The 23,311-nt window shown below is 64.0% G+C and carries 18 protein-coding genes; 5 read left to right on the top strand and 13 right to left on the bottom strand.

Annotation, left to right across the window (positions count from 1 at the left end):
* Positions 1–46 precede the first annotated feature (46 nt).
* The 3 genes from clpA to dnaE form a co-directional block, all read right to left on the bottom strand.
* Positions 47–2,389: an ATP-dependent Clp protease ATP-binding subunit ClpA gene (gene clpA, locus ACHWUQ_RS16205; RefSeq protein ID WP_312409004.1), complete on the bottom strand. Its 2,343-nt coding sequence runs from the start codon at positions 2,387–2,389 to the stop codon at positions 47–49.
* Between the two features lie 63 nt (positions 2,390–2,452).
* The gene (gene clpS, locus ACHWUQ_RS16200) at positions 2,453–2,827 is read right to left on the bottom strand and encodes an ATP-dependent Clp protease adapter ClpS (protein WP_021025816.1); all 375 of its coding nucleotides are present in this window, start codon (positions 2,825–2,827) and stop codon (positions 2,453–2,455) included.
* A gap of 113 nt (positions 2,828–2,940) precedes the next feature.
* Positions 2,941–6,486: a DNA polymerase III subunit alpha gene (gene dnaE / locus ACHWUQ_RS16195; RefSeq protein WP_394681752.1), complete on the bottom strand. Its 3,546-nt coding sequence runs from the start codon at positions 6,484–6,486 to the stop codon at positions 2,941–2,943.
* Between the two features lie 228 nt (positions 6,487–6,714).
* Between dnaE and ACHWUQ_RS16190 the strand changes: the two genes are divergently transcribed.
* Entirely contained in the window at positions 6,715–7,524 is an 810-nt protein-coding gene (locus tag ACHWUQ_RS16190; protein ID WP_239812684.1) for an outer membrane protein assembly factor BamD, read from the top strand.
* Positions 7,525–7,599: 75 nt separating this feature from the next.
* Here ACHWUQ_RS16190 and ACHWUQ_RS16185 read toward each other — a convergent pair whose 3' ends face one another.
* Entirely contained in the window at positions 7,600–9,663 is a 2,064-nt protein-coding gene (locus ACHWUQ_RS16185) for an ATP-dependent DNA helicase (RefSeq protein WP_394681751.1), read from the bottom strand.
* 174 nt (positions 9,664–9,837) lie between these two features.
* On the opposite strand from ACHWUQ_RS16185, the gene ACHWUQ_RS16180 reads away from it, so the two are divergent.
* Positions 9,838–10,662, top strand: coding sequence for a PP2C family protein-serine/threonine phosphatase (locus tag ACHWUQ_RS16180; protein ID WP_394681750.1), 825 nt, complete (start codon positions 9,838–9,840; stop codon positions 10,660–10,662).
* 79 nt (positions 10,663–10,741) lie between these two features.
* Here ACHWUQ_RS16180 and ACHWUQ_RS16175 read toward each other — a convergent pair whose 3' ends face one another.
* The 7 genes from ACHWUQ_RS16175 to ACHWUQ_RS16145 all read right to left on the bottom strand — a co-directional run bounded on the left by ACHWUQ_RS16175 (position 10,742) and on the right by ACHWUQ_RS16145 (position 17,594).
* Positions 10,742–11,539, bottom strand: a complete 798-nt coding sequence (locus ACHWUQ_RS16175; protein ID WP_133856038.1) for a MetQ/NlpA family ABC transporter substrate-binding protein — start codon at positions 11,537–11,539, stop codon at positions 10,742–10,744.
* Between the two features lie 112 nt (positions 11,540–11,651).
* The gene (locus tag ACHWUQ_RS16170) at positions 11,652–12,770 is read right to left on the bottom strand and encodes a DUF6817 domain-containing protein (protein ID WP_394681749.1); all 1,119 of its coding nucleotides are present in this window, start codon (positions 12,768–12,770) and stop codon (positions 11,652–11,654) included.
* A 141-nt stretch (positions 12,771–12,911) separates the two neighbouring features.
* Positions 12,912–13,577 (bottom strand): methionine ABC transporter permease, encoded by a 666-nt coding sequence (locus ACHWUQ_RS16165; protein ID WP_239811852.1) that lies wholly within the window; start codon positions 13,575–13,577, stop codon positions 12,912–12,914.
* A gap of 20 nt (positions 13,578–13,597) precedes the next feature.
* Entirely contained in the window at positions 13,598–14,650 is a 1,053-nt protein-coding gene (locus ACHWUQ_RS16160; protein WP_239811851.1) for a methionine ABC transporter ATP-binding protein, read from the bottom strand.
* Between the two features lie 161 nt (positions 14,651–14,811).
* Positions 14,812–15,549, bottom strand: a complete 738-nt coding sequence (locus tag ACHWUQ_RS16155) for a hypothetical protein (RefSeq protein WP_394681748.1) — start codon at positions 15,547–15,549, stop codon at positions 14,812–14,814.
* Positions 15,550–15,552: 3 nt separating this feature from the next.
* Positions 15,553–16,005 carry a DNA polymerase III subunit chi gene (locus tag ACHWUQ_RS16150; RefSeq protein ID WP_239811849.1) on the bottom strand — a complete coding sequence of 151 codons (453 nt, stop codon included), beginning with the start codon at positions 16,003–16,005 and terminating at the stop codon, positions 15,553–15,555.
* Between the two features lie 14 nt (positions 16,006–16,019).
* Positions 16,020–17,594 (bottom strand): leucyl aminopeptidase, encoded by a 1,575-nt coding sequence (locus tag ACHWUQ_RS16145; RefSeq protein ID WP_394681747.1) that lies wholly within the window; start codon positions 17,592–17,594, stop codon positions 16,020–16,022.
* Positions 17,595–17,617: 23 nt separating this feature from the next.
* Between ACHWUQ_RS16145 and lptF the strand changes: the two genes are divergently transcribed.
* A complete protein-coding gene (gene lptF, locus ACHWUQ_RS16140; protein WP_239811847.1) occupies positions 17,618–18,718 on the top strand; it encodes an LPS export ABC transporter permease LptF in 1,101 nt (366 codons plus the stop codon).
* Complete coding sequence (gene lptG, locus ACHWUQ_RS16135) at positions 18,715–19,809, top strand: LPS export ABC transporter permease LptG (RefSeq protein WP_239811846.1); 1,095 nt, start codon at positions 18,715–18,717, stop codon at positions 19,807–19,809. Before lptF ends, lptG begins: the two co-directional genes overlap by 4 nt.
* Before the next feature lie 169 nt (positions 19,810–19,978).
* Here lptG and ACHWUQ_RS16130 read toward each other — a convergent pair whose 3' ends face one another.
* Positions 19,979–21,175: an HPP family protein gene (locus tag ACHWUQ_RS16130; RefSeq protein WP_394681746.1), complete on the bottom strand. Its 1,197-nt coding sequence runs from the start codon at positions 21,173–21,175 to the stop codon at positions 19,979–19,981.
* Positions 21,176–21,404: 229 nt separating this feature from the next.
* On the opposite strand from ACHWUQ_RS16130, the gene asd reads away from it, so the two are divergent.
* A complete protein-coding gene (gene asd / locus ACHWUQ_RS16125; protein ID WP_394681745.1) occupies positions 21,405–22,253 on the top strand; it encodes an archaetidylserine decarboxylase in 849 nt (282 codons plus the stop codon).
* 55 nt (positions 22,254–22,308) lie between these two features.
* Here the strand turns inward: asd and ACHWUQ_RS16120 are convergent, their stop codons facing one another.
* The gene (locus ACHWUQ_RS16120; RefSeq protein ID WP_312835979.1) at positions 22,309–23,241 is read right to left on the bottom strand and encodes a pseudouridine synthase; all 933 of its coding nucleotides are present in this window, start codon (positions 23,239–23,241) and stop codon (positions 22,309–22,311) included.
* Positions 23,242–23,311: the final 70 nt, after the last annotated feature.

Below are 23,311 nucleotides of genomic sequence, written 5' to 3'. Positions count from 1 at the left end.
AAAAACAGCCGCAAGCGGCTGTTCTCGTTCTCTGGGTGGTGCGGCCTCAATCGGCAGCGAGCTCTTCCTCTGGCTCGGCAGGCTCCTGCTTGGCACGCTCCTTCTTGGGCAGCGGCTGGATGTCCAGCAGCACCTCGGGCTTGTCGGCACTGCTGTCATCCCAATCGACGCTCAGGCGTCCGCCTTCGGTCAGGCGTCCAAACAGCAGCTCGTCGGCCAACGATCGGCGGATCGTGTCCTGGATCAGGCGCTGCATCGGGCGTGCACCCATCAGCGGATCGAAACCGGTCTTGGCCAGGTGCTTGCGCAGCTTGTCGCTGAACGTGACCTCGACCTTCTTCTCGGCCAGTTGCTGCTCCAGCTGGAGCAGGAACTTGTCGACCACGCGCAGGATGACCTGCTCGTCCAGCGGCTTGAAGCTGACAATGGCGTCCAGCCGGTTGCGGAACTCGGGCGTGAACAGGCGCTTGATGTCGCCCATCTCGTCGCCCGCCGCGCGCGGGTTGGTAAAGCCGATGACGGCCTTGTTCATCGTCTCGGCGCCCGCATTCGTGGTCATGATGATGATCACGTTGCGGAAGTCCGCCTTGCGTCCGTTGTTATCGGTCAAGGTGCCGTGGTCCATGACCTGCAGCAGCACATTGAAGATATCCGGATGCGCCTTCTCGATTTCGTCGAGCAGCAGCACCGCATGGGGCTTCTTCGTCACCGCCTCGGTGAGCAACCCACCCTGGTCAAAACCGACATAGCCGGGAGGCGCACCAATCAGGCGCGACACCGCATGGCGCTCCATGTACTCGGACATGTCAAAGCGGATCAGGTCGATGCCCAGGATATAGGCCAGCTGCTTGGCCGCTTCGGTCTTGCCGACGCCGGTCGGGCCGGAGAACAGGAAGGAGCCGATCGGCTTGTCCACCTTGCCCAGGCCGGAGCGGGACATCTTGACTGCCGATGCCAGCACTTCGAGTGCCTTGTCCTGGCCAAACACCACGCTCTTGAGGTCGCGCTCCAGGGTCTGCAGCTTGCCGCGGTCGTCATTGCTGACGTTGGCCGGCGGAATGCGGGCGATCTTTGCGACGATCTCTTCGATCTCGGTCTTGCCGATGGTTTTCTTGCGCTTCGAAGGCGCCAGAATGCGCTGCGCGGCACCGGCCTCATCGATCACGTCAATCGCCTTGTCGGGCAGATGGCGGTCATTGATGAACTTGGCCGACAGCTCAGCGGCTGCCTGCAAAGCGGCCACCGCGTACTTGACGTTGTGGTGCTCTTCAAAGCGCGACTTCAGGCCCTTCAGGATATCGATGGTTTCGGGCACGGTAGGCTCGACCACATCGACCTTCTGGAAGCGGCGCGACAGCGCTGCATCTTTTTCGAAGATGCCACGGTACTCGGTGAACGTGGTCGCACCAATGCACTTGAGCTGGCCGCTCGACAGCGCTGGCTTGAGCAGGTTCGACGCATCCAGCGTACCGCCCGACGCAGCTCCGGCACCGATCAAGGTGTGGATCTCGTCGATGAACAGGATCGCATGCGGCTTGTCCTTCAGGGCCTTGAGCACGCCCTTGAGGCGCTGCTCAAAATCACCCCGGTACTTGGTGCCTGCCAGCAGCGCGCCCATGTCCAGCGAGTAGACGGTGGCCTCGGCCAGCACCTCGGGCACATCTTCTTGCGTGATGCGCCATGCCAGGCCCTCGGCAATCGCCGTCTTGCCCACACCCGCCTCACCCACCAGCAGCGGGTTGTTCTTGCGGCGGCGGCACAGGATCTGGATCGTGCGCTCGACCTCGTACTGGCGGCCGATCAGCGGATCGATCTTGCCGTCCTTGGCCTGCTGGTTCAGGTTGACGGTGAACTGCTCCAGCGGCGAGGCCTTTTCAGCGCGCTCGGCGTTGTTGCTGCCGACCTCTTCCGCATCCGAGCTGGACTCGGACTTGGGCAGCTCGGGCGTGTCGTTCTTCTTGATGCCATGGGCGATGTAGTTGACCACGTCGAGGCGCGTGACACCCTGCTGGTGCAGGTAGTACACGGCATGCGAGTCCTTTTCGCCAAAAATGGCCACCAGCACATTGGCGCCAGTCACTTCCTTCTTGCCATTGCCGGTGCTCTGCACATGCATGATGGCGCGCTGGATCACGCGCTGGAAACCGAGGGTGGGCTGGGTGTCCACCTCGTCTTCGCCGGCCACCTGCGGGGCATTGTCCTTGATGAAATTGGTCAACGACGCGCGCAGGTCGTCAATATTGGCAGAGCATGCGCGCAACACCTCGGAAGCACTCGGGTTATCCAGCAAGGCCAGTAGCAAGTGCTCCACGGTGATGAATTCGTGGCGCTGCTGCCTGGCTTCTACAAAAGCCATGTGCAAGCTGACTTCCAGTTCCTGAGCAATCATTTGAAACTCCTTTATTGCTTGCCAAATACACTCAACTTGCTTCTAGATGAGGACCATATTCCGTTATTCAACAGGCTCCGATACGGCTTGAAGCGGATGGCCTGCTCCGTTGGCGGCATCCATCACCTGTGCCACCTTGGTTTCAGCGATTTCATGCGAGTACACCCCGCAGACGCCTTTCCCATCCAGGTGGATCTTCAGCATGATCTGCGTGGCCGCCTCGCGGCTTTTGCCAAAAAAATGCTGCAGCACCTCAATCACAAACTCCATCGGCGTGAAATCATCATTGAGCATGACCACCTGGTACATCTTCGGTGGCTCCACACGCTGCGCGATGCGCTCCACAACCAGCGCACCCCCACCGTCCTCCGGTGGCTGGGGCGTTGCAGGCAGATTCGGCGAGGGAGGAACAACAGGTTTCGTGGCCATTGAGATCATTCTATAAGGCTAAATTTCCACATGCACAAAGATGGTGATGCTTTTATGAACTTCAATACGGCTGCGCCAGCAACCACTGGCGCAGCCGTATTGTCAGCCCCGGCAAAATCTTCCTAGACAGTGCTTTCGTAAACGATTTTGATGGCTTCGTGGCCTGCTTCCTGGGACCAGGCAGCCATCGCCTGGTCGCTGGGGAAGAAGCGCGCCGCATCGCCCAGATTGAGCTCCACGCCGGCCCGTGCCTCGCCCTGGCCGCAGACCACGCCCAGGCGGATCTTGAGGCCGTGGCGCAGCACACCTTCGTCGGTATGCTCCTCGACTGCGGGAAACTCCTGAATCAGCCGCGCAACATCGGGCTGGTGGCGGTCGGTGTTGACCAGCAGGTAGCGGCCAAAGCGGGCCCGCGCATCGGCCAGACCCCAGACATGCTGGGCCTTGGCGCGCAGCCCGCCGCTGAAATGGTCCTGGCCGATGCGGGCGCTTAGAATGACGAATTCATCGTCCTTGAGCTGCTCCTTGTGGCGGTTCCAGGTGGCCTCGTCCAGCGATCCTTCGATGACACCGGTTTTGTCGTCGATCTTGAACAGCACCAGCTTGCCGCGCTGGCCGTTGATGACGCGCATGTCGCTGATGATGCCCGCCACCGTCTGGGGCTCGCGGCTGTCCTTGAGCTGGGAGATGGGCGTACGCACGAACTGGCGCACCTCCAGCTCGACCTCGTCAAACAAATGGCCCGACAGGTAAAAGCCGATGGCGGTCTTCTCCTGCACCAGCCGCTCCTTGATGCCCCAGGGCAGCACATCGGCCAGCGGCGGCTCCTGCGTGCTCGATCCCACGGCGTCATCACCCATCATGTCAAACAGGCCGCCCTGGTTGGCATTGGCATGGGTGGTGGCGGCAAATTCGAAGGCCACATCGACCGATTCGATCAGCGCGCGGCGGTTGAGCTGGATGCTGTCAAAGGCGCCGCCCTTGATCAGCGCTTCGACCGTGCGCTTGTTGAGCTTGCTGCGGTCCACGCGCAGGCAGAAGTCGAACAGGCTCTTGAACGGCCCCTTGGTATCGCCCTGGGGGCCCGTGCCCTTGCCTTCGCGCGCCGCCACAATGGCCTCGATGGCGGCCTGGCCGGTGCCCTTGATGGCGCCCAGGCCATAGCGGATCACCTTGTCGGTCACCGGCTCGAATCGGTGGTGGCCGCGGTTCACGTCGGGCATCTCGAAGGTCATGCCCATCTTCAGCGCGTCTTCGTACAGCACCTTGAGCTTGTCGGTGTTGTCCATTTCCACGGTCATATTGCCGCAGTAGAACTCTGCCGTGTAGTGCACCTTGAGCCAACCGGTGTGGTAGGCCAGCAGCGAGTAGGCAGCGGCGTGCGACTTGTTGAAGCCGTAGCCTGCAAACTTCTCCATCAGGTCGAACACTTCGTCGGCCTTGGCCTCGTCGATGCCGATCTTGGAGGCCCCTTCGCGGAAAGTCGCGCGGTGCTGCACCATCTCCTCGACCTTTTTCTTGCCCATCGCGCGGCGCAGCAAGTCGGCGCCGCCCAGGCTGTAGCCGCCCAGCACCTGGGCCGTCTGCATCACCTGCTCCTGGTAGACCATGATGCCGTAGGTCTCGGACAGCACCTTCTCGACCAGCGGATGCGGGTACTCCACCACTTCCTTGCCGTGCTTGCGCGCCACAAAGCTGGGGATCAGGTCCATCGGGCCCGGACGGTAGAGCGCATTCAGCGCAATCAGGTCTTCCAGGCGGCTGGGCTTGGCCTCCTTCAGCATCTGCTGCATGCCGCGCGATTCAAACTGGAACACCGCTTCGGTCTTGCCAGCCGAGAACAGCTGGTAGGTGCGGGCGTCGTCGAGCGGGATCTCTTCGAACTTGAAGTTTTCCTGCCCCTTGTGGCGCTTGATGATGAACTCGCGCGCGATCTCCAGAATCGTCAACGTCGCCAGGCCCAGGAAGTCGAACTTGACCAGGCCCACAGCCTCGACGTCGTCCTTGTCATACATGGCCACCGCCGAGGTACTGCCCGGCTGCTGGTAGAGCGGGCAGAAATCGGTCAGCTTGCCCGGGGCGATCACCACACCACCGGCGTGCATGCCGATGTTGCGGGTCATGCCTTCGAGCTTCTGGGCCATCTCGATCAGGGTCTTGACGTCCTCTTCCTTCTCGATGCGCTCGGCCAGGATCGGCTCTTCCTTGATCGCGTAGGTGTACTTGTCGCCGTCCTTCGGTGGGTTGGGCGGGTACTTCAAGGTCACATGCAGGCCCGGCTTGTTCGGGATCAGCTTGGAGATGCCATCGCAAAAACCATAGCTCATGTCCAGCGCCCGGCCCACGTCGCGAATCGCCGCGCGCGCGGCCATCGTACCGAAGGTGGCAATCTGGCTCACTGCATTGCGGCCGTACAGGTCCTTCACATAGTCGATCACCCGGTCGCGGTTGGCCTGGCAGAAGTCCACGTCAAAGTCGGGCATCGAGACGCGCTCTGGGTTCAGGAAGCGCTCGAACAGCAGGTTGTAGTGAATCGGGTCCAGATCGGTGATCTTCAGCACATAGGCCACCAGCGAACCGGCCCCCGATCCCCGGCCTGGTCCCACCGGGCAGCCATTGTTCTTGGCCCAGTTGATGAAGTCCGCCACGATCAGGAAGTAGCCGGGGAAACCCATCTTCAAGATGATGCCCAGCTCGAACTCCAGCCGCTCGACATACTTGGGCCGCTCGGCCTCGCGCTTGGCCTCGTTCGGGAACAGCAGTTGCAGGCGGTCCTCCAGCCCCTCGAACGAGGCCTGGCGGAAATACGCGTCGATCGGCATGCCATTGGGCGTGGGGAAATCGGGCAGAAAATACTTGCCCAGCTGCAGGGTGACGCTGCAGCGGCGGGCGATCTCGGCCGTGTTGGCGATGGCGCTGGGCAGGTCGGCGAACAGGGCCTCCATCTCGGCAGCAGACTTCAGGTACTGGTCGCGGGTAAAGCGCTTGACGCGCTTCTTGTTGCCCAGGGTCTCGCCCTCGGCAATACAGACACGGGCCTCGTGCGATTCAAAATCGGCAGGCTTGGTGAACTGCACCGGGTGCGTAGCCACGACCGGCAGCTTGAGGTGCGCTGCCAGCGCCACGGCGGCGGCTACATGGCTTTCATCGTCAGCGCGGCCGGCGCGCTGCAGCTCGATGTAGAAACGGTGCGGGAACAGGCCCGCCAGGCGCAGTGCCACGCTGCGCGCGGTCTTTTCGTCCCCGCGCATCAGCGCCTGGCCGACGGGGCCGCCCTGGGCGCCCGACAGCAGGATCAGGCCGTCCGACAGCTCTTCCAGCCAGGCCCAGGTGCACTGCGGCTGCGCTTTGATGGTATCGGCCATCCAGATCCGCGCCAGCAGTTCCGACAGGTTCAGGTAGCCCTGCTGGCTCTGGATCAGCACGATGATGCGCGACAGCGGCCCGCCTGCCACCTCGGGCTCCAGGGTCAGCTCGGCGCCCAGAAGGGGTTTGACACCTGCACCCCGGCCCGCTTTGTAAAACTTGATGGCGCCGAACAGGCTGTTCAGGTCGGTCAGCGCCATCGCCGGCTGGCTATCACCCGCAGCAAACTTGATCAGATCGCCTACGCGATTGGTGCTGTCGATGATGGAAAACTCGGAATGGATGCGAAGGTGTACGAACATATCCCTGCATTGTAGGAAAGCCGCAGCACCGTCTGTGCAAACCATGGCATATCGGCGGCCGAATGTTACACAGCCCTACTGCCTGCAAGTCCGGCATGGTGTGCGCAGGCCCCGCGCCGATTACAATGGCCCAGATCAGAGGGCGCGGCACGGGCTGCCCCGCTGCGCGGCAGGCCTTGCGGCTGCTCGCAGTTCTTCAGCTTTCCGTCCATGGATTTCAAGCCAAAAATGCTGTTTGCGTACCCCAAATCGAAGGTTCCCGCTATCGCTTCCGTAGCACTTGCCGCTTTGCTGGCAGGCTGTTCATCGACCGATGTGGATCCCACCGCCGGCTGGAGCCCGAACAAGATTTATTCCGAAGCCCGCGACGAGGCCTCTTCGGGCTCGTTCGACAAGGCCATTCCGCTGTATGAAAAGCTGGAAGGCCGCGCTGCCGGCACCGCGATGGCGCAGCAAGCGCAGCTGGAGAAGGCCTATTCCCAGTACAAGAGCGGCGAGAAGGCCCAGGCCATCGCCACCTTGGACCGCTTCGTCAAGCTCCACCCCGCCAGCGAAGGGGTGGACTATGCGCTCTATCTGAAGGGCCTGGTCAACTTCAACGAGAACCTGGGTCTTTTCTCCTGGGTGTCCAAGCAGGACCTGTCCGAGCGCGACCAGAAGGCCGCCAAGGATTCGTTCGAGTCCTTCCGTGAGCTGACCACGCGCTTCCCCGAGTCCAAGTACACGCCCGATGCTGAAAAGCGCATGCGCTACATCGTGAACTCGCTGGCCCAGTACGAAGTGCATGTGGCCCGTTACTACTACGAGCGCGGCGCCTATGTGGCCGCGATCAACCGCGCCCAAAGCGCCATCGCCGACTACAAGGAAGTGCCCGCCCAGGAGGACGCGCTCTATATCCTGATGCTGTCCTACGAGCGCCTGAACATGGCCGACATGGCCGCTGACACCAAGCGCGTACTGGAAGCCAGCTACCCCAACACCCGCCTGCTGGCCAATGGTTTCCGCAAGGAAGACCGCCCCTGGTGGAAGATGTGGTGATGCAGCGCGCCTGATGCGCGTGTGCGTTGACAGCCAAGCGGCTGCTGCAAGTTAAAAACTGCGGCAGCCGTTTTCTTATGGGCGGATCTCTTTTTCCGCCAACGCCCGCAAAAACGCAGGCAAAGCCGCGTCGTCCAGGCTGGGCAGCGGCGGCAACGCCGCCAGCAAGGCTGCGCCATAGCTGCGGCTGTGCAGGCGCTCGTCGGCGATCACCACCACACCCTCGTCGCTGGCAGAGCGGATCAGGCGCCCGACGCCCTGGCGCAGCTGCATGGCGGTCTGGGGCAGCACATAGCGCTCAAACGCATCGCGGCCCGCAGCGCGCAGCGCCTGTACCCGCGCCGCATGCAGCACATCATGGCGCGGCGGGAACGGCAGCTTGTCGATCACCAACAGCTGCAGCGCCTGGCCGGGCAGATCGACCCCTTCCCACAGGCCCAAGGTACCTACCAGCACCCGCCCGGTCTTGCTGCCGGGGGCCGTGCGCATGGTCTGCAGCAAGCGGCGCTTGGGCTGCTCGCCCTGCTGCAGCACGCTGATCGCCTGGCCCTGCAGGCCCTGGCGCAAGGCCTGGGCCAGGGCCTGCACGGCAGCCGTCGATGTGCACAGCACCATGCAGCGCCCGCCCAGCGTCTTGAGGTGTGGCAGCAGCCATTGCGCCAGCGCCTGTGCGCGCTCGGCGGCCGGTGCATCCGTGCCGGGCAGGCCCTGGGGCACCACCAGCCGGGCCTGCTGCGCCCAGTCAAAATGGCTGCGCAAACGCAGGCTCGCGAGCAAAGGCGCATCGCCGGCCTGGCTGCTGTCACTGCGCAAGCCCAGGCCCTGCGCAAACCAGGTCAGCGCATCGTCATCGCCCAACGTGGCCGAGGTGAACAGCCAGCGCTGCACCCCCTGGCCCAGCCAGCTGCTGGCCTGCACCTGGGGGCTCAGCGCCTGCAGCGCCTGCCACAGCCACAGCGGCGATTCCCGGAAGCCCTGGCGCCAGGCATAGCGTCCGTAGGCCTGCAGGTCGCCGGCAGGGCCGTCGCGTACCACAGCGGGCGAATCCCACCAGCGCACCAGATCCTTGGCGGCCCCCTGGGCCCACTGGCGCAAGGCCTGCAGCATCCCATCACCCTGGCCGGCCAGCTGGGCCACCACGGCCGCACTGCCGGCCACGCCTTGCAACGCAGCGACCAGGGCCGACAGCGCGTTGTGCAAATGGATGAGCGCCTGGCGGCTGGTGGCGCGGGCCGCCGCATCCGCGGGCGCCTCTGCCGGCCCCAGCGCCTGCTGCTCGGCATCCATCCACTGCGCCATGGCCTGCTGCACCTGCTGCTGCAGCGCTTGCCACGGCGCAAAGCCGCGCGCATGCACGCGGGTTTCGCGCTCCACCGTCTGCAGGTAGTCGCGCATATCGCCCACATTCAGGCCCTTGGCCAGCACCTTCAGGCCAATGGCCTGCAGCTGGTGGGCCTCGTCCATCACCATGGTTTGCGCCAGCGGCACAAAGCCATGGCCCACGCCCAGCATCTGGCGGTGGCGCAGCTCGCTGAAAAACAAATGGTGGTTGATCACCAAAATATCTGCCTGGGCGGCGCGGGCCCGGGCCTGGTTGGAGAAGCAGCGCTCAAAGTGGCTGCAGCGCTGGCCCAGGCATTCGTCATGGCTGGCGGTGATATGCGGCACCAGGCTGGGCAGGTGGCTGATGTCGTCCAGCTCGGACAGGTCACCACCCTGGGTGCTTTGCGCCCAGCGCTCCACCTGGGCCAGCGCACCGGCATGCTGGCCTTGCAGCTTGCTGCGCGCCTGCTCCAGGCCATGCAGGCAGACATAGTTCTCCCGCCCCTTGAGCACGGCTACCTTGCGCTGCATGCCCTGGTGGGCCAGCAGCGCCGGAATGTCGCGCTCCACCAGCTGGTCCTGCAGCGCCCGCGTGGCAGTACTGACCACAAAGCGCTCCTGGCGGGCCAAGGCCGCTATCAGATAGGCATAGGTTTTGCCGGTCCCCGTGGGCGCCTCGATCGCCACCCGCTGGCCCTGGCCCCAGGCCGCCTCGATGGCCGCAATCATCTGCTCCTGCTGCGGGCGCAGGCGCAGCGGGGCATCACTGGCAAAGGCGGCGGACAAGGGCATCGATGGGATCGGGTTCGGAGGCATGGCAGTCTAGCGCGTTCAGCGCCCTGGCCTGGGCTGCCGGCCCGCAACGCCCCGGGCGTTGGTATACAAACATCGGTTGGCAGCGTAATCCCGCCCGCTTTGGCGGCCCGCCGGGCAATCTGCTCTATGATTCCCCTTCCATCACCCCGCTTGCATACGTCACCCCCTTCGCGCATGAGCACCAGCTACCGCCTCTCTGCCGCCACCGGCCTCCACAAAGGCGACCGGCCCTACCAGCAGGACCAGGTCATCATGCTCGCCCACCCGCGCGCCAAAGGCTGTGTGCTGGCCGTGGTGGCCGATGGCATGGGTGGCCGCAGCGGCGGGCGTGCCGCTTCGGATCAGGTGATGCTGACAGCCAAGCAGGTGTTCGAGCGCTACTCGCCAGAGACCGACAACGCCGAAGAAATGCTGGGCAACCTGGTGCGCGAAGCCCATTTGCTGATCCGCTTGGTGGCCATTGCCGCCGAGCAAGAGCCCCACAGCACCATTGCAGCCTTTTTGATTCTGCCCAACAGCGCCTGCGCCTGGGTGCATTCGGGCGATTCGCGCATCTACCATTTTCGCGATGGGCAGCTGCTCTACCAGACCAGCGACCACTCCTATGTGCAGACCCTGGTCGACCAGGGCCAGATCACGCTGGAAGAAGCGCGCTACCACCCGCAATCGAATATCTTGCTGCACTGCCTGGGCACCGCCGATGACCCGCCCTTGATCCACCACCGCATCCCCATGCTCAAGCAAGGCGATGTGCTGCTGGCCTGCAGCGATGGCATCTGGCATTACTTCTCGCCCGACGAGCTCTCTTCGATCACCCGCCTGCTCTCGCCCCGCGAGGCCAGCCAGTTCCTGATCGAGCGCGCCCGCATGCGCGCCTCGGGCTCGGGCGACAATATGTCGCTGGCCATCGTCAAGGTCGAGCCCCTGCCGGCAGAAGCGACCCAGGCTGTCGTGCCCGGCAGCAAACGCGCCAAGGCCAAACCACCGGTACGCAGCTGAGGCGCAGAGCCGTATACACCCCAAAAAGCAAAAGCCTCGCAGCGATAACTGCGAGGCTTTTTGCTGGTGCGTACTGGGCTTAGAAGCCAGGCATCACTGCACCCTTGAACTGGGTGTCGACAAACTTGCGAATCTCTTCGCTGTGGTAGGCCTTGACCAGCTTGGCCACCCATGGCTGGTTCTTGTCCGCTTCGCGGATCACCAGAATGTTGACATAGGGGTTCTTGGCGTTTTCAACCACGATGGCGTCGGACTTGGGGTTCAGGCCCGCCGAGATCGCGAAGTTGGTGTTGATCGCCGCAGCGTCCAGGTCATCGAGCGAGCGCGGCAGCTGGGCAGCGTCCAGCTCAACAAAGCGCAGCTTCTTGGGGTTCTCGACCACGTCCAGCGGCGTGGCTTTCAGGCCGGCGCTTTCCTTGAGCTTGATCAGGCCATTGGCCTGCAGCAGCAGCAAGACGCGGCCACCATTGGTGGGGTCATTGGGCAGACCGAAGCGGGCGCCCTCTTTGAGCTCCTCGATCTTCTTGATCTTCTTGGAGTAGATGCCGATTGGGAAATTGACGGTATCGGCGGCGACTACGAACTTGTAGCCACGGTCCTTGATCTGGGCGTCCAGATAGGGCTTGTGCTGGTAGCTGTTGGCATCGAGCTCACCGGACTGCAGCGCGGCATTGGGCTGGATGTAGTCGCTGAACTCGATGACCTTGATCTTCAGGCCGTCTTTTTCAGCGATCTTCTTGACCTGCTCCATGATCTGGCCGTGGGGGCCAGCGGTCACGCCGATCTTGATTTCCTTGTCTTGTGCGACTGCGGCGCCAGAGACACCAGCGGCCAGAGCCAGGGCCAGCACGGATTGCAGCAATGTACGTTTTTGCACGGGAGCGATACCTTTCAAATGCGATACCGAACTGTACGCCCGATTTTGCAACGCAACAAAGAACTTTTTGCCATTTGCTTACAACCTCCCGCCGCCCTTGGCGGGGCGCTGTTTACTCGGGCCGCAGTGCGACGTTGTTAAGCTTGTCCAGGCGCTCGGGCCAGTTGCCGTTCCTGGCGTGTTGCTGCAGGATGCGGGTCCAGGCCACCCAGGCATCCCATTGCACGCGCTTGTCCCAGGCATTACCCCACTGGCTGAAACACTGCAGCGCGCTATCGGCAGCGGCCAGCGCATCGGCTTCGCGCCCGGCGCTGAGATAAAGCTGGGCCAGCACCATCTGCGGCTCCCCCACCCAGGGATTGAGCTGCACGGCCTGCTCCAGCACGCCGGTGGCCACATCCAGATCGGTCAGCGGCTGGTCCTGCTGGATCACCGACCAGTACAGCGACGCGGCCGCCGCATCGGCCGATGGGCTCAGGCCCTGGCTGCAGTGGGCAAACACCGGCGGCGTGGGCAGCAGGCCCTGCAAGGCCGGGTGCTGCAAGGCCAGGCCCAGGCTGGCAATCTGCGACAGCATGCGCCCGCTGGGCCGCATCGGGCCCGGCCAGAGCGAGGCCATCCAGTGCGCCTTTTGCGGGCGCTGGGGCACCTGCGGAAAGCTGGAGAAAATATCGTCCTGCCAGCTGAACCACTGCTCAATAGTGTCGGCCATGCTGACGATGATGAAGGCCGCCACGGTATAGGGTTCGACGCGGCGTGGCGCGCCCTGGTGGTCCAGCAGCACGGCGCCATCGGGCTCGATGGCACCGGCCAGCACCTTCTGTACAAACTGGGCGCGCGAGAGAATACAGAACTCGTAGACCAGCTGCTCGGCCGGCTCGCCCACCAGCGCCGCGAGCTGGCTGCGTTCGCTGCTGGCATCGAACTTGACCAGGTCCACAAAGGCATTGCCATAGACGCTGTGCAGCAGGCCCAGCAGCTTGACATCCTCGGGCTGCTGCCACAGCTGCAAGGTGCGCGTCACCCCCAGCAGATGGTGGCGAAAGGTGCCGGCCTTGTGCCAGTCCTGGCCCACGTCGCGGGCCAGCACCACCGGCAAGGCGCGCGCCAGCGCCGGGTGGGCATGGATCCAGTTCTCGTCGAGCAAGGGCTTGGCCCGCAGCCATTGCGCCGGGTCCAGCGCCTGCAGCGGCAAGGCATGTGCGGTGGCAGTGGGCAAGGCGGCATTCATGGCGGTCTCCAAAGCGTGGGCAATGCCGCATTGTAGGCAGAGCCCACCGCGCGCAACGCCCTTGGGCGACAGCCGCCGCTGGCGATGAAAAAAGCCCATGCGCAATGCACATGGGCGTGGGCCACCGCCTGGAACAGCGGATTACTTGTGGCTCAGGCGGCGCACCGCCCAGTCACCCAGGCTTTGCACCAGCTGCACAAAGACGATCAGGATGACGACCACAGCCAGCATGATGTCCGGCAGGAAGCGCTGGTAGCCATAGCGGATACCCAGGTCGCCCAGGCCGCCACCGCCAATGGCCCCGGCCATCGCCGAGTAGCCTGTCAGCGAGACAAAGCTGATCGTCAGACCTGCGACGATGCCCGGCAATGCCTCGGGCAGCAGCACCTTCCAGACGATTTGCCAGGAGGTCGCACCCATGGCTTGCGCGGCTTCGACCAGGCCATGGTCCACTTCCCGCAGCGAGGTCTCCACCAGGCGGGCGATGAAAGGTGCTGCAGCCAGGGTCAGCGGCACAATGGCCGCGGCCGTGCCGATGGACGAGCCGGTGATGAAGCGGGTGAACGGGATGATCGCCACCAGCAAGATGATGAAGGGCGTGGAGCGCACGGCATTCACGAGCCAGCCGACGATCTTGTTGGCGGCGCCGTTTTGCAGGATGCCGCCATGGTCCGTCAGGCGCAGGAACACACCCAGCGGAATGCCGATCAGCGCGCCGGCCACGCCGGATATGCCGACCATGATCAGCGTTTCCCACAACGAGGTGGCAAACAGCTGCAGCATCATTTCAGAAAAATTCTCAAACATCGATGACCTCTTTGCGGGTGTTAGGCGGCCGAGGCCTCGGTATTGACTTCCTGCACCATCACGCCCGAGGCGCGCAGCGCTTCCACTGCGGCGTTGAGCTGGGCCAGATCGCCGCTGGCGTAAACCGCCAGAAAGCCGAAGGTCTGGTCCTGGATCTCATCGACCTGGCCGTTGAGAATGCTCACATCCAGGCCAAAGTCACGGATCAGGCGCGAGAGAATGGGCTGGTAGGCCAGGTTGCCGGCATAGGACAGGCGCAGCAGCTTGCCCTGGCCGCTGGACAGCGCGCCATTGAGGCTGCGCACCCGGTCGATGACGCTGGCGGGCAGCTCCTGGGGCACGATCTCGTCGATCAGGCTCTTGGTGATGGGTTGCTGGGGGCGGGTGAAGACGTCGATGACCGAGCCCATCTCCACCACCTTGCCCGCCTCCATCACCGCCACGCGGTCGGCGATCTGCTTGACGACCTGCATCTGGTGCGTGATCAGCACCACGGTCAGGCCCATGTCCTTGTTGATCTGCTTGAGCAGGGCCAGCACCGAGCGGGTGGTTTCCGGGTCGAGCGCCGAGGTGGCCTCGTCGCTCAGCAACACCTTGGGCTCACTGGTCAAAGCGCGTGCAATACCCACGCGCTGCTTCTGGCCGCCAGACAATTGCGCGGGGTAGCGGTCGCTCAGCGCCGCCAGGCCCACCAGGTCCAGCAACGGGTCCACGCGCTTTTTGATCGCGGCCTTGCCCATGCCGGCCAGCTCCAGTGGCAGCGCGGCGTTGTCAAACACCGTGCGGGACGACAGCAGGTTGAAGTGCTGGAACACCATGCCGATCTCACGGCGCGCGGCGCGCAGTTGCGCATCGTCCATCGCCGTCAGTTCCTTGCCATTGACGACCACCTGGCCCGTGGTCGGGCGGTTGAGCAGGTTGATATTGCGCACCAGCGAGCTCTTGCCCGCCCCGCTGCGTCCGATGATGCCAAACACTTCACCAGCGGCAATGCTCAGATCGACACCGCGCAGTGCTTGGACCGGACCATTTTTGCCCGGATAGGTTTGGGTGATACCCCGTAGTTCAATCATTGGAATAAAGAAAGCGCCCTGCAGCTTGAAGCGGGCGCTTGAAAAACCGTGAATAGCCGTACTGTAAGCGATGCAACAGACAGCAGCAAAGAACGAAATTTTAGTTCTTTACAACCGCCGGTTATTTCAGCAGGTCATTTTTGATATCAAAAAGCAGATGGCTATCCGCCATTTCCGCGGGATTCGCGCAAAATGCCAGCCACGGCGTCCGCCACTGCCTCACGGATGGTCGTGTCGATCTCCAGCTGCAGCGACGATTGCAGCAACGCCGTCTGCTGCACCACCACCTTGAGCACCGCAGCCGACAGCCGCGTATCCAGTGTCTCCTGCACACGCCGCGTCACCCGGCGGGTGATGGCGTCTTCCAGCGCCTGGGCCGTTTCGGCAGCCGATTCAACCAGTTGGCTGGCGGCATCGGTCACCCCGGCACCTTCGGCCCCTTGCGAACTTTGCACATGGCCGGGTGCCGCCAGGCCCGCGCTGTCATCCACCACCGCCCCGGCCCCGGCCAGCGGAGCGGTGAACGGTGCTGGCGCCAAGGCTGGCACCAGGTCATGCATGTCTGCACGCTCGCCTTGCACGGGTTCAGGCGCTGCCCAGGCCTGCGCGCCACTGCCCAGCGGCAGCGCCGCATCGGTCTGTTGCGCCCAGCCGCTGTAGGTCGGCAGATCGGCAATATCGTCAGCAGGCACCGGCGCTGCCCATGCGCCAGAGGCCGGTGCATCGGTATCGCGGCGCCTGCGCAACACGTCGACACTGGACGGTGTGCTGTCTGCCGCTGCGGCAGCGGCAGCGGCTGGCCCAGCGGGCACCCCCTGGGCCAGCGCGTCGGCCGCGTCCTGTGCGGCTTCCTCGGTCAGCGTGGGCACAAACTTCGGGGGAATGCGGGACTCGGTCATGGCTCAGTCCTCCGTCTTCATCACCAGATCGCGGCGCTCGATGTCGTACCCCATCGCGGCATAGGCGCGCCAGCGCGCCCGGGCCTGCTGCCGGTCCTGCTCATCGTCGGCGCTGACCACCTCGATCACCCGCTCGAAGCGGGTCACGTCAGCAGGCATCTGCGTGCCCAGGTTGAGCAGCACCCTGGTGTGCGGCAGGCTGCCCGCCAGATCGCTGACCAGCACCGTCGGCGAGCGCTGCAGCACATCCATCTCCGCGTCTCCCCGGCAGTGGGCCAGAAACTGGCTGGCACCGCCAAAGGACCACAGGGCCTCATCGAGCTGGGCTACCATGGCCGGCTCACCAAGGACCACCAGCGGAATGTCCATGCGCTGGAGCTTGCGCGCCAGCTTGCAGGCATAGGCCAGCTTGCTGGGCGCGTTGAAGTGAAACGCTACCGTCGTCGAGGTCGTCATAAGGCAGGCTGTGCTTACTGGGCGTCCGCCTTGTCAGCGCCGTCGATATTGACCGCCGCCTTGCCCGGCTTGTCCAGCACCACAGGCTTGTCTGTCTTGCTGGCCTTGGCAGGCTTGACGGTCTTGGCTTGCTCGGCAGGCGCTGCGCTCTGGGCGCTGTTCAGCAGGTACTGCAGCAGCAAGCCCACGGGGCGGCCCGTGGCGCCCTTCTTGGCGCCGCCGCGCCAGGCGGTGCCGGCAATGTCCAGATGCGCCCAGGCCATGGTGCCGACAAAGCGCTGCAGGAACTTGGCGGCCGTGATGGCCCCCGCCGGGCGGCCACCCACATTGGCCACATCGGCAAAGTTGGTCTTCAGGCCTTCGGCATATTCGTCATCCAGCGGCATGCGCCAGCAGTGGTCCTGCGCCTGGTCGCCGGCAGTCTGCAGCGCCTGGGCCAGTGCGTCGTTGTTCGAAAACAGGCCACTGCGCTGCGCACCCAGCGCGATCACGCAGGCTCCAGTCAAGGTGGCGATATCGACCACGGCGCTGGGCGAGAACCGCTGGGCATACGTCAGCGCGTCGCAGAGCACGAGGCGGCCTTCGGCATCGGTGTTCAGGATCTCGATGGTCTGGCCGCTCATGCTGGTGACCACATCACCGGGCTTGACCGCCGCGCCATCAGGCATGTTCTCGCAGGCGGGAATCAGGCCGACCACATTGATCTCGGGCTTCAACTCGGCCAGCGCACGGAAGGTGCCCAGCACGCTGGCGGCGCCGCCCATGTCGTACTTCATCTCGTCCATGTCGCCCGCAGGCTTGATCGAGATGCCGCCGGTATCAAAGGTGATGCCCTTGCCGACCAGCACCACCGGCTGGCTGTCCTTGTTGGCGCCGTGGTAGTGCAGCTCGATGAAGCGCAGCGGCTCCTTGGAGCCCTGGGCCACGGCCATGAATGAGCCCATGCCCAGTTTGGCCACGTCCTCAGGCTTGTGGATCTTGCACTTGATGCGTTTGTGATCAGCAGCCAGCGACTCAGCGGCCTCGGCCAGCAGCTTGGGGGTCGCGTAGTTGGCGGGGCGGTTCGCCCATTCGCGGGCAAAGGCCACGCCTTGCGCGGTGGCCTTGGCCACTTCAAACGCCTGGCCCAGCGCCGGAGCATTGGGCGCGCCCAGCACCACGGACTGGAGTCCCACCGCCTTGGCCGACGGCTTGGTGGTGCGGTAAAGATAGGTGCTGTCGGCCAGGCATTGCACAAGCGCGTGCAAAGCGGCGTCGGCCAACGGCTGGGCACTGACCACGGCGGCGCGCCCGATGCCCTCGCGCGTCAGCGGGCCGGAAACGGCCGCCAGCGCCTGGCGCACGGCCTGGGGCGAACCGTCGCCCACGCCCAACAGCAACAAATGGCGGGCTTCAATGGCGGGCACCGCATACATGGCCAGCAACTTGCCGGTTTTTGCCTCAAAATCACCATTTTTCTGCGCGTGCGCAATCAGGGTGGACAATGCATCACTGGTTTTGGGCTGCTTGTCGGCTACCAGCACGATCAGCAGATCGCCGGACTGCAATGCGGCCGAAGCCAAATCCAGAGTTTTGAGTTCAAAGTTCATAATCGGTGCTTTCCTTCTCGCCAATGTTATTCGATTCCTCGATCCGTAAAGAGCTATCCCGCAGCTTTGGCGCCACCTTGGTGGTGCTCGTGACTGTGGTGATGACGATGATGCTCATCAAAGTGCTGGGCCAGGCCTCGCGCGGCAGCGTCAACCCTTCCGATGTGTTGCTGGTGATGGGTTATACCGTGCTGGGCCAGCTGCCGACCATTTTGAGCCTCTGCCTGTTCATCGCCGTGGTGGCGACCTTGTCGCGCATGTACCGCGACAGCGAAATGGCCGTGTGGTTCAGCAGTGGGCAAAGCCTGGTCAGCTTTCTGCGTCCGCTGATGCGCTTTTCCTGGCCGATCATGGTGGTAATCGCCGTGCTGGCCCTGCTGGTATGGCCCTGGGCCAACCAGCAGATTGTGCAGCTTCGCGCCCAGTATGAACAGCGCGGCGACGTCGACCGCATCGCGCCAGGGGAATTCCAGGAATCGTCGGACGGCTCCCGCGTGTTCTTCATCGACCGCGATCGCAACTCGGACCTCGAAGCGAGCAATGTCTTCATCGTGACCAACGAGGAGAAGAAGGACACCGTCACCACCGCCAAGAGCGCACACCTGGAAGTGCAGGAGAATGCGCGCGTCGCCGTGCTCAATGATGGCCAGCGCGTCGAGAAGACCAAGGACAACCCCGGGCTGAAGGTCAGTGACTTCAAGGAATACGGCACCCGCATCGGCAGTGCTGCCACGATCGACCCCAATGATATGGGCGCCGTCAAGAACATCCCCACCCGCCAGCTGATGGCCAGTGAGGAGCCCCGCCTGCTGGGCGAGCTGGGCTACCGCCTGGGTCTGGCGATTGCCGCGATCAACTTTGTCGTGCTGGGCCTGGCCATGGCCAGCGTCAACCCGCGGGCGGGCCGCAGCAGCAGCCTGGTGTTTGCGCTGTTTGCCTTCATCGTCTATTACAACCTCATGACCTTTGCCCAGAACTGGGTGTCTTCGGGCAAAGCCTCGCTGCCGCTCTCATTCGTTCTTATCCACGGCTTGACAGCCCTGCTCGCCTGGACCTTGCTGCTCAGCCGCAACCAGCAGTTCTCGCTCCTGCAATGGGTACGCCGCAAGGGGAGCCGCGCATGAAGACCTTCCGCAAAATGATCTACCGGGACATCGCCGTGACCGTCGGCTTTGTCACCCTCGCCTTCTTGGCGCTGTTTTTTTTCTTTGACCTCGTCGACGAGTTCCGCTGGATCGGCACCGGCACCTATGAGCTCAAGGATGCGCTGCTGAGCGTGGCGCTGAACATCCCCAACCACATCTACGAGCTGCTGCCGATCACCGTGCTGATCGGCACGATCTTTGTGATGGCGCGCATGGCGCAGACCTCGGAGTTCACCATCCTGCGCACCAGTGGCCTGGGCCCCTGGCAGGCACTGGGCAGCCTGCTGAGCATTGGCCTGGCTTTCGTCGTGCTGACCTTTGCGATCGGCGACTATGTGGCGCCCGCCGGCGAGCAGGCGAGCCAGCTGGTGCGTGCCCAGCGCTTTGGCCAACTGAGCACCGGCCGCACCGGCGCCTGGCTGCGCGAGAAGCGCGAGGACGGCATGGCCGCCATCAACGTGCGCGCCATCTCGCCCGAAGGCGATCTGCAGCGTGTGCGGGTCTACAGCTTCGATGACCAGGGCCGCATCCAGATGCAGCTGACCGCTGCCGGTGGCAAGTTTGGCAATGGCGTCTGGCAGTTGCACCACATCCAGGAGCAGCGTTACTACCTGGGCGACCAGCGCCAGGCGCGTGTCGAAGTCAAGAACCTGGAGACGATGGACTGGCCGACGTCGGTGACCAGCAGCATGGTGGCCGCCGCCGTGCTCAAGCCCGACCAGATGAGTACCTACGACCTTTTCCTCTACGTCAGCCACCTGCAGGCCAACGGCCAAAGTGCGCAGCGCTATGAGATCGAGCTGTGGCGCAAGGTGTTCTACCCCATCAGCTGCCTGGTGATGGTCGTGCTCGCCCTGCCCTTTGCCTACCTGCACTTCCGCTCGGGCGGCATCACCGGCTATGTGTTTGGCGGCGTGATGGCCGGCATCAGCTTCTTCCTGCTGAACAACGTGTTCGGCTTTGCCGGCAACCTGCAGAACTGGCACCCGATGCTGACTGCTGCTGCGCCGGGGCTGATCTACTCGCTGCTGTCACTGGGCGCCTTCAGCTGGCTGGTGCTGCGAAGGTAGCGGGGCTTGGGAACCCTCTGCAAACTCCCTGCGTCGGGCGAGGGTTCTGCAGAGGTTTTCCAGCCCCGTGATCAAGCCCCAGGTCGGAGTCCCCGTTCTGAAGAGCAAAGCCCTGCAGCATCGCTACTGCAGGGCTTTGCTAATTCTTGGCAATTACTCAAACTTCCGCTCAGGCATCCTCACGCGGCAGCGACAGCGCCGCTGCCATCTCGCGCATCAGATCGGTCTGGGAGATGATACCCACCAGCTTGCCCTGCTGGTTGACGACCGGCACATGGTGCAGCTTGGCGCGCGAGAAGACCGCAATCAGGTCCACCATGCGGTCGTAACTGCCTACCTGGGAGACCTCGGCCGTCATCAGGTCGGCCACCAACTGGCCGGCGTCTTTCTTGCGCAGCACCCAGTGCTTGAGCTTGCTGCTGAGCGCGGCCGGGGTGGCGGTCAGCGCATGGTTGAGCAGATCGGTGGCGGTGATGATGCCCACCACCCGCTGCGCAGCATCGACCACCGGCAAGGCCTTGACCCGGTGCTGCTGCATCAGCGACCAGGCATCCTTGATGCTGCTCTCCGGCCGCGTCGCATGCACCGGATGGGACATCACATCCTCGCAGCGCACATTGCCCAGGGTGCGCTTGAAGGCCGCCTGGCTTGCGCCCTGCAGCAGCGCTTCCAGATCGGCACGGCTCACATCAAGCACGCCATTGAAATGCTCCAGCGCGTCGTCCAGATCGCTGCCCTCGATGCGTGCGCTGGACGCGCGCGATGGCTGCACTGCCTGCGGCTTCTGGCTGTGCTGGGGCGCGGGGTAGCGCTTGCCGGTCATGCGGTTGTAGGCGGTGGCCAGCAGCACCAGAACGACCAGGTTCAGCGCCACCGGGTTGAGCAGGATCGACACATCGTGCCAGCCCTGGATGGCCATCCACATGGCCAGCGCAGCGCCCGGCGGGTGCAGGCAACGCAGCACCACCATCACCATGATGGCAAGACCCACCGCCACCGCCGCAGCCAGCAGCGGATCCGGAAACACCAGCACCGCGACCCATCCCGCCAGCGCCGACAGCAGCGAGCCGCCAATCACCGGCCAGGGTTGCGCCATCGGGCTGGATGGCGTGCCTATCAGCAGCAAGGCGCTGGCCCCCATCGCGGCAAACAGCCAGGGGGTGTGGTCATGCTGGCCCCAGGTCTGGCTGGCCAGACCGGTCAGCCACAGCACCACCATCGCGCCCACCACCATGCGCGCCAGCTCCAGCCCGTTGACATGCGCGGCCGATGGCAGAAAGTTGCGCAACCACAGCTGCAGCCGCGCGCGGCGGCTGGTGGTGCCCGGCGAAGATCTGGGTGGCGATGGCGGACGTGCAGAAGACATGGCGCGGCAGAAGTCGAGATGAAGGCGGGAGGTCCGCCATCATAATCAGGCCCCGGACTACAGACCCAGCCGCGGCTGTCACCCCTGCTGGCGGCATCGTCATCGCCACCAGGCATTTGGCGACAAATTGTCAGCACATGACCGACAAAAGCTGCATTTCACAACGCAATTTGTCATTCGAACGACACAGTGTCGATAGAATCGGCGGTTTACTGTGACGGCCCTGACCATGCGCGATCGAATTGCTGTTTTGCCCCAATACCTGATGCCCAAGAAATGGATGACCGCGCTGGCCGGCTCATTGGCATCGGCGGAGCTGGGCGGCGCAACCGCCAGCTTCATCCGCTGGTTTGTCGGCAAGTACCAGGTCAACATGGATGAGGCAGCGCAGCCCGATATCGCGCAGTACAAGAGCTTCAACGACTTCTTCACCCGGGAGCTGCGCCAAGGCGTGCGGCCGATGGCCCAGGCCGATCTGGTCTGCCCGGTCGACGGCGCCATCAGCCAGTGCGGCGCCATCGCACAGGACCAGATCTTCCAGGCCAAGGGCCACAGCTACAGCACCACGGCGTTGCTCGGCGGCGATGCACAGCTGGCCGCGCAGTTCACCAACGGCCAGTTCGCCACCATTTATCTGAGCCCCCGCGACTACCACCGCATCCATATGCCGTTGCGCGCCAAGCTGCAAAAGATGCTCTATGTCCCGGGTGATCTGTTCTCGGTGAACCCGGTCACCGCGCGTGGCGTGCCCGGCCTGTTTGCACGCAATGAGCGCGTGGTCTGCGTGTTTGAATCGCGCATCGGGCCTGTCGTCATGGTGCTGGTCGGCGCCACCATCGTGGGCAGCATGTACACGACCTGGCATGGCCAGGTGAATCCCCCGCGCTCGCGCAAGGTGCGCAGCTGGGACTACCAGACCCAGCCGATCGTGCTGGAGCAAGGCGATGAGATGGGCCGCTTTCTGCTGGGCTCGACCATCGTGCTGCTGCTGCCCGAAGGCAAGAGCACGTTCAACCCCGACTGGGCAGCGGCTAAGCCCGTGCGGCTGGGCGAGGCCATGGGTACGCTCAGCCGCTGATGCGGAGCGATCTGGTCCATACCCCACCAAGCCGCCGCCCAGGCGGCTTTGTTTTTCAGCCCACCAGCGGCAGCAACTGGCGCCGGCTGCGGAACACATGCGCCTGCCCGGTCACCGGATCGGTAAAGCGCAGCTCGCGTGCCAGCAGCTGCAAGGGCCGCGAGAAATCACCCTCCGGCGGATCATTGACCTCGGGGTAGAAGGCATCGTTGCGGATCGGCAGCCCCAAGGCCGCCATGTGCACACGCAGCTGGTGGCGCTTGCCGCTGACGGGCTTGAGCCCATAGCGCGCCCAGGCGCCCTGCTGCTCCAGCAGTTCCATATGGCTGTGGCTGTTGGGCACGCCAGCCACCTCGTGCATCAGAAAAAAGCGCTGGCTCTCTTCCATGCGGCTGCGGTGCTCGCGCGGAAACACCAGGTCTGCCCGCCACGGCGCCACCGCCTCATAGGTCTTGTCCATCGCCCGGTCGCGGAACAAGGCCTGGTACTGGCCACGCGTGGCCGCATCCTTGGACAGCAGCAGCAGCCCGGCAGTGTCGCGGTCGATGCGGTGCAGCGGGGAGAGATGGGCATTGCCGGTCGCATTCTTCAGCCGCACCAGCAATGAGTTCTGCACATACTTGCCGGTGGGCAGCACCGGCAGAAAATGCGGTTTGTCCACCAGCAGCAGGCGCTCGTCTTCGTACAGCACATCGGCATCGAAAGGGATGGGCAGCTCGCGCTCCACCTTGCGCCAGTAGTACACCCGCATGCCGGGTACAAAGGCCTGCGCCGGCCCCAAGGTCCGGCGTGTTCCATCGACCACATCGCCCGCCTGCATGCGCTCAAGCCACTGCGCAGCGGTGACCAGGGGCAGGCGCTGGGCCAGAAAATCCAGCAGCAGCCCGCCGCCGCGCGAAGGCAGCACCACGCAGCTGGGGCTCACGCCCTCGCGCATCCAGGTAGTCGGGTCGGTCTGTATCGTCATCTCGGAGGCGATTGTAGTCATCCCGAGCGAGGGTGGGCGGCCTGCGCGCGCGGCAACCTGGCAGAGATCGTCCATATGCGCCCAGGGTCTT

It is taken from the genome of uncultured Comamonas sp. (assembly GCF_964277875.1).
Taxonomy (GTDB): domain Bacteria; phylum Pseudomonadota; class Gammaproteobacteria; order Burkholderiales; family Burkholderiaceae_C; genus Comamonas; species Comamonas sediminis.
The sequence above is the reverse complement of the archived record's forward strand: the minus strand, read 5'-3'. Positions and strand labels throughout refer to the sequence as shown.

Coding starts and splice junctions, on each gene's coding strand:
- asd (WP_394681745.1), top strand. CDS start 21,405: ATGCGCGATCGAATTGCTGTTTTGCCCCAATACCTGATGCCCAAGAAA.
- ACHWUQ_RS16150 (WP_239811849.1), bottom strand. CDS start 16,005: ATGACGACCTCGACGACGGTAGCGTTTCACTTCAACGCGCCCAGCAAG.
- ACHWUQ_RS16160 (WP_239811851.1), bottom strand. CDS start 14,650: ATGATTGAACTACGGGGTATCACCCAAACCTATCCGGGCAAAAATGGT.
- ACHWUQ_RS16170 (WP_394681749.1), bottom strand. CDS start 12,770: ATGAATGCCGCCTTGCCCACTGCCACCGCACATGCCTTGCCGCTGCAG.
- ACHWUQ_RS16155 (WP_394681748.1), bottom strand. CDS start 15,549: ATGACCGAGTCCCGCATTCCCCCGAAGTTTGTGCCCACGCTGACCGAG.
- clpS (WP_021025816.1), bottom strand. CDS start 2,827: ATGATCTCAATGGCCACGAAACCTGTTGTTCCTCCCTCGCCGAATCTG.
- ACHWUQ_RS16185 (WP_394681751.1), bottom strand. CDS start 9,663: ATGCCTCCGAACCCGATCCCATCGATGCCCTTGTCCGCCGCCTTTGCC.
- ACHWUQ_RS16190 (WP_239812684.1), top strand. CDS start 6,715: ATGCTGTTTGCGTACCCCAAATCGAAGGTTCCCGCTATCGCTTCCGTA.
- ACHWUQ_RS16165 (WP_239811852.1), bottom strand. CDS start 13,577: ATGTTTGAGAATTTTTCTGAAATGATGCTGCAGCTGTTTGCCACCTCG.
- lptG (WP_239811846.1), top strand. CDS start 18,715: ATGAAGACCTTCCGCAAAATGATCTACCGGGACATCGCCGTGACCGTC.
- lptF (WP_239811847.1), top strand. CDS start 17,618: ATGTTATTCGATTCCTCGATCCGTAAAGAGCTATCCCGCAGCTTTGGC.
- ACHWUQ_RS16120 (WP_312835979.1), bottom strand. CDS start 23,241: ATGACTACAATCGCCTCCGAGATGACGATACAGACCGACCCGACTACC.
- ACHWUQ_RS16180 (WP_394681750.1), top strand. CDS start 9,838: ATGAGCACCAGCTACCGCCTCTCTGCCGCCACCGGCCTCCACAAAGGC.
- ACHWUQ_RS16145 (WP_394681747.1), bottom strand. CDS start 17,594: ATGAACTTTGAACTCAAAACTCTGGATTTGGCTTCGGCCGCATTGCAG.
- dnaE (WP_394681752.1), bottom strand. CDS start 6,486: ATGTTCGTACACCTTCGCATCCATTCCGAGTTTTCCATCATCGACAGC.
- ACHWUQ_RS16130 (WP_394681746.1), bottom strand. CDS start 21,175: ATGTCTTCTGCACGTCCGCCATCGCCACCCAGATCTTCGCCGGGCACC.
- clpA (WP_312409004.1), bottom strand. CDS start 2,389: ATGATTGCTCAGGAACTGGAAGTCAGCTTGCACATGGCTTTTGTAGAA.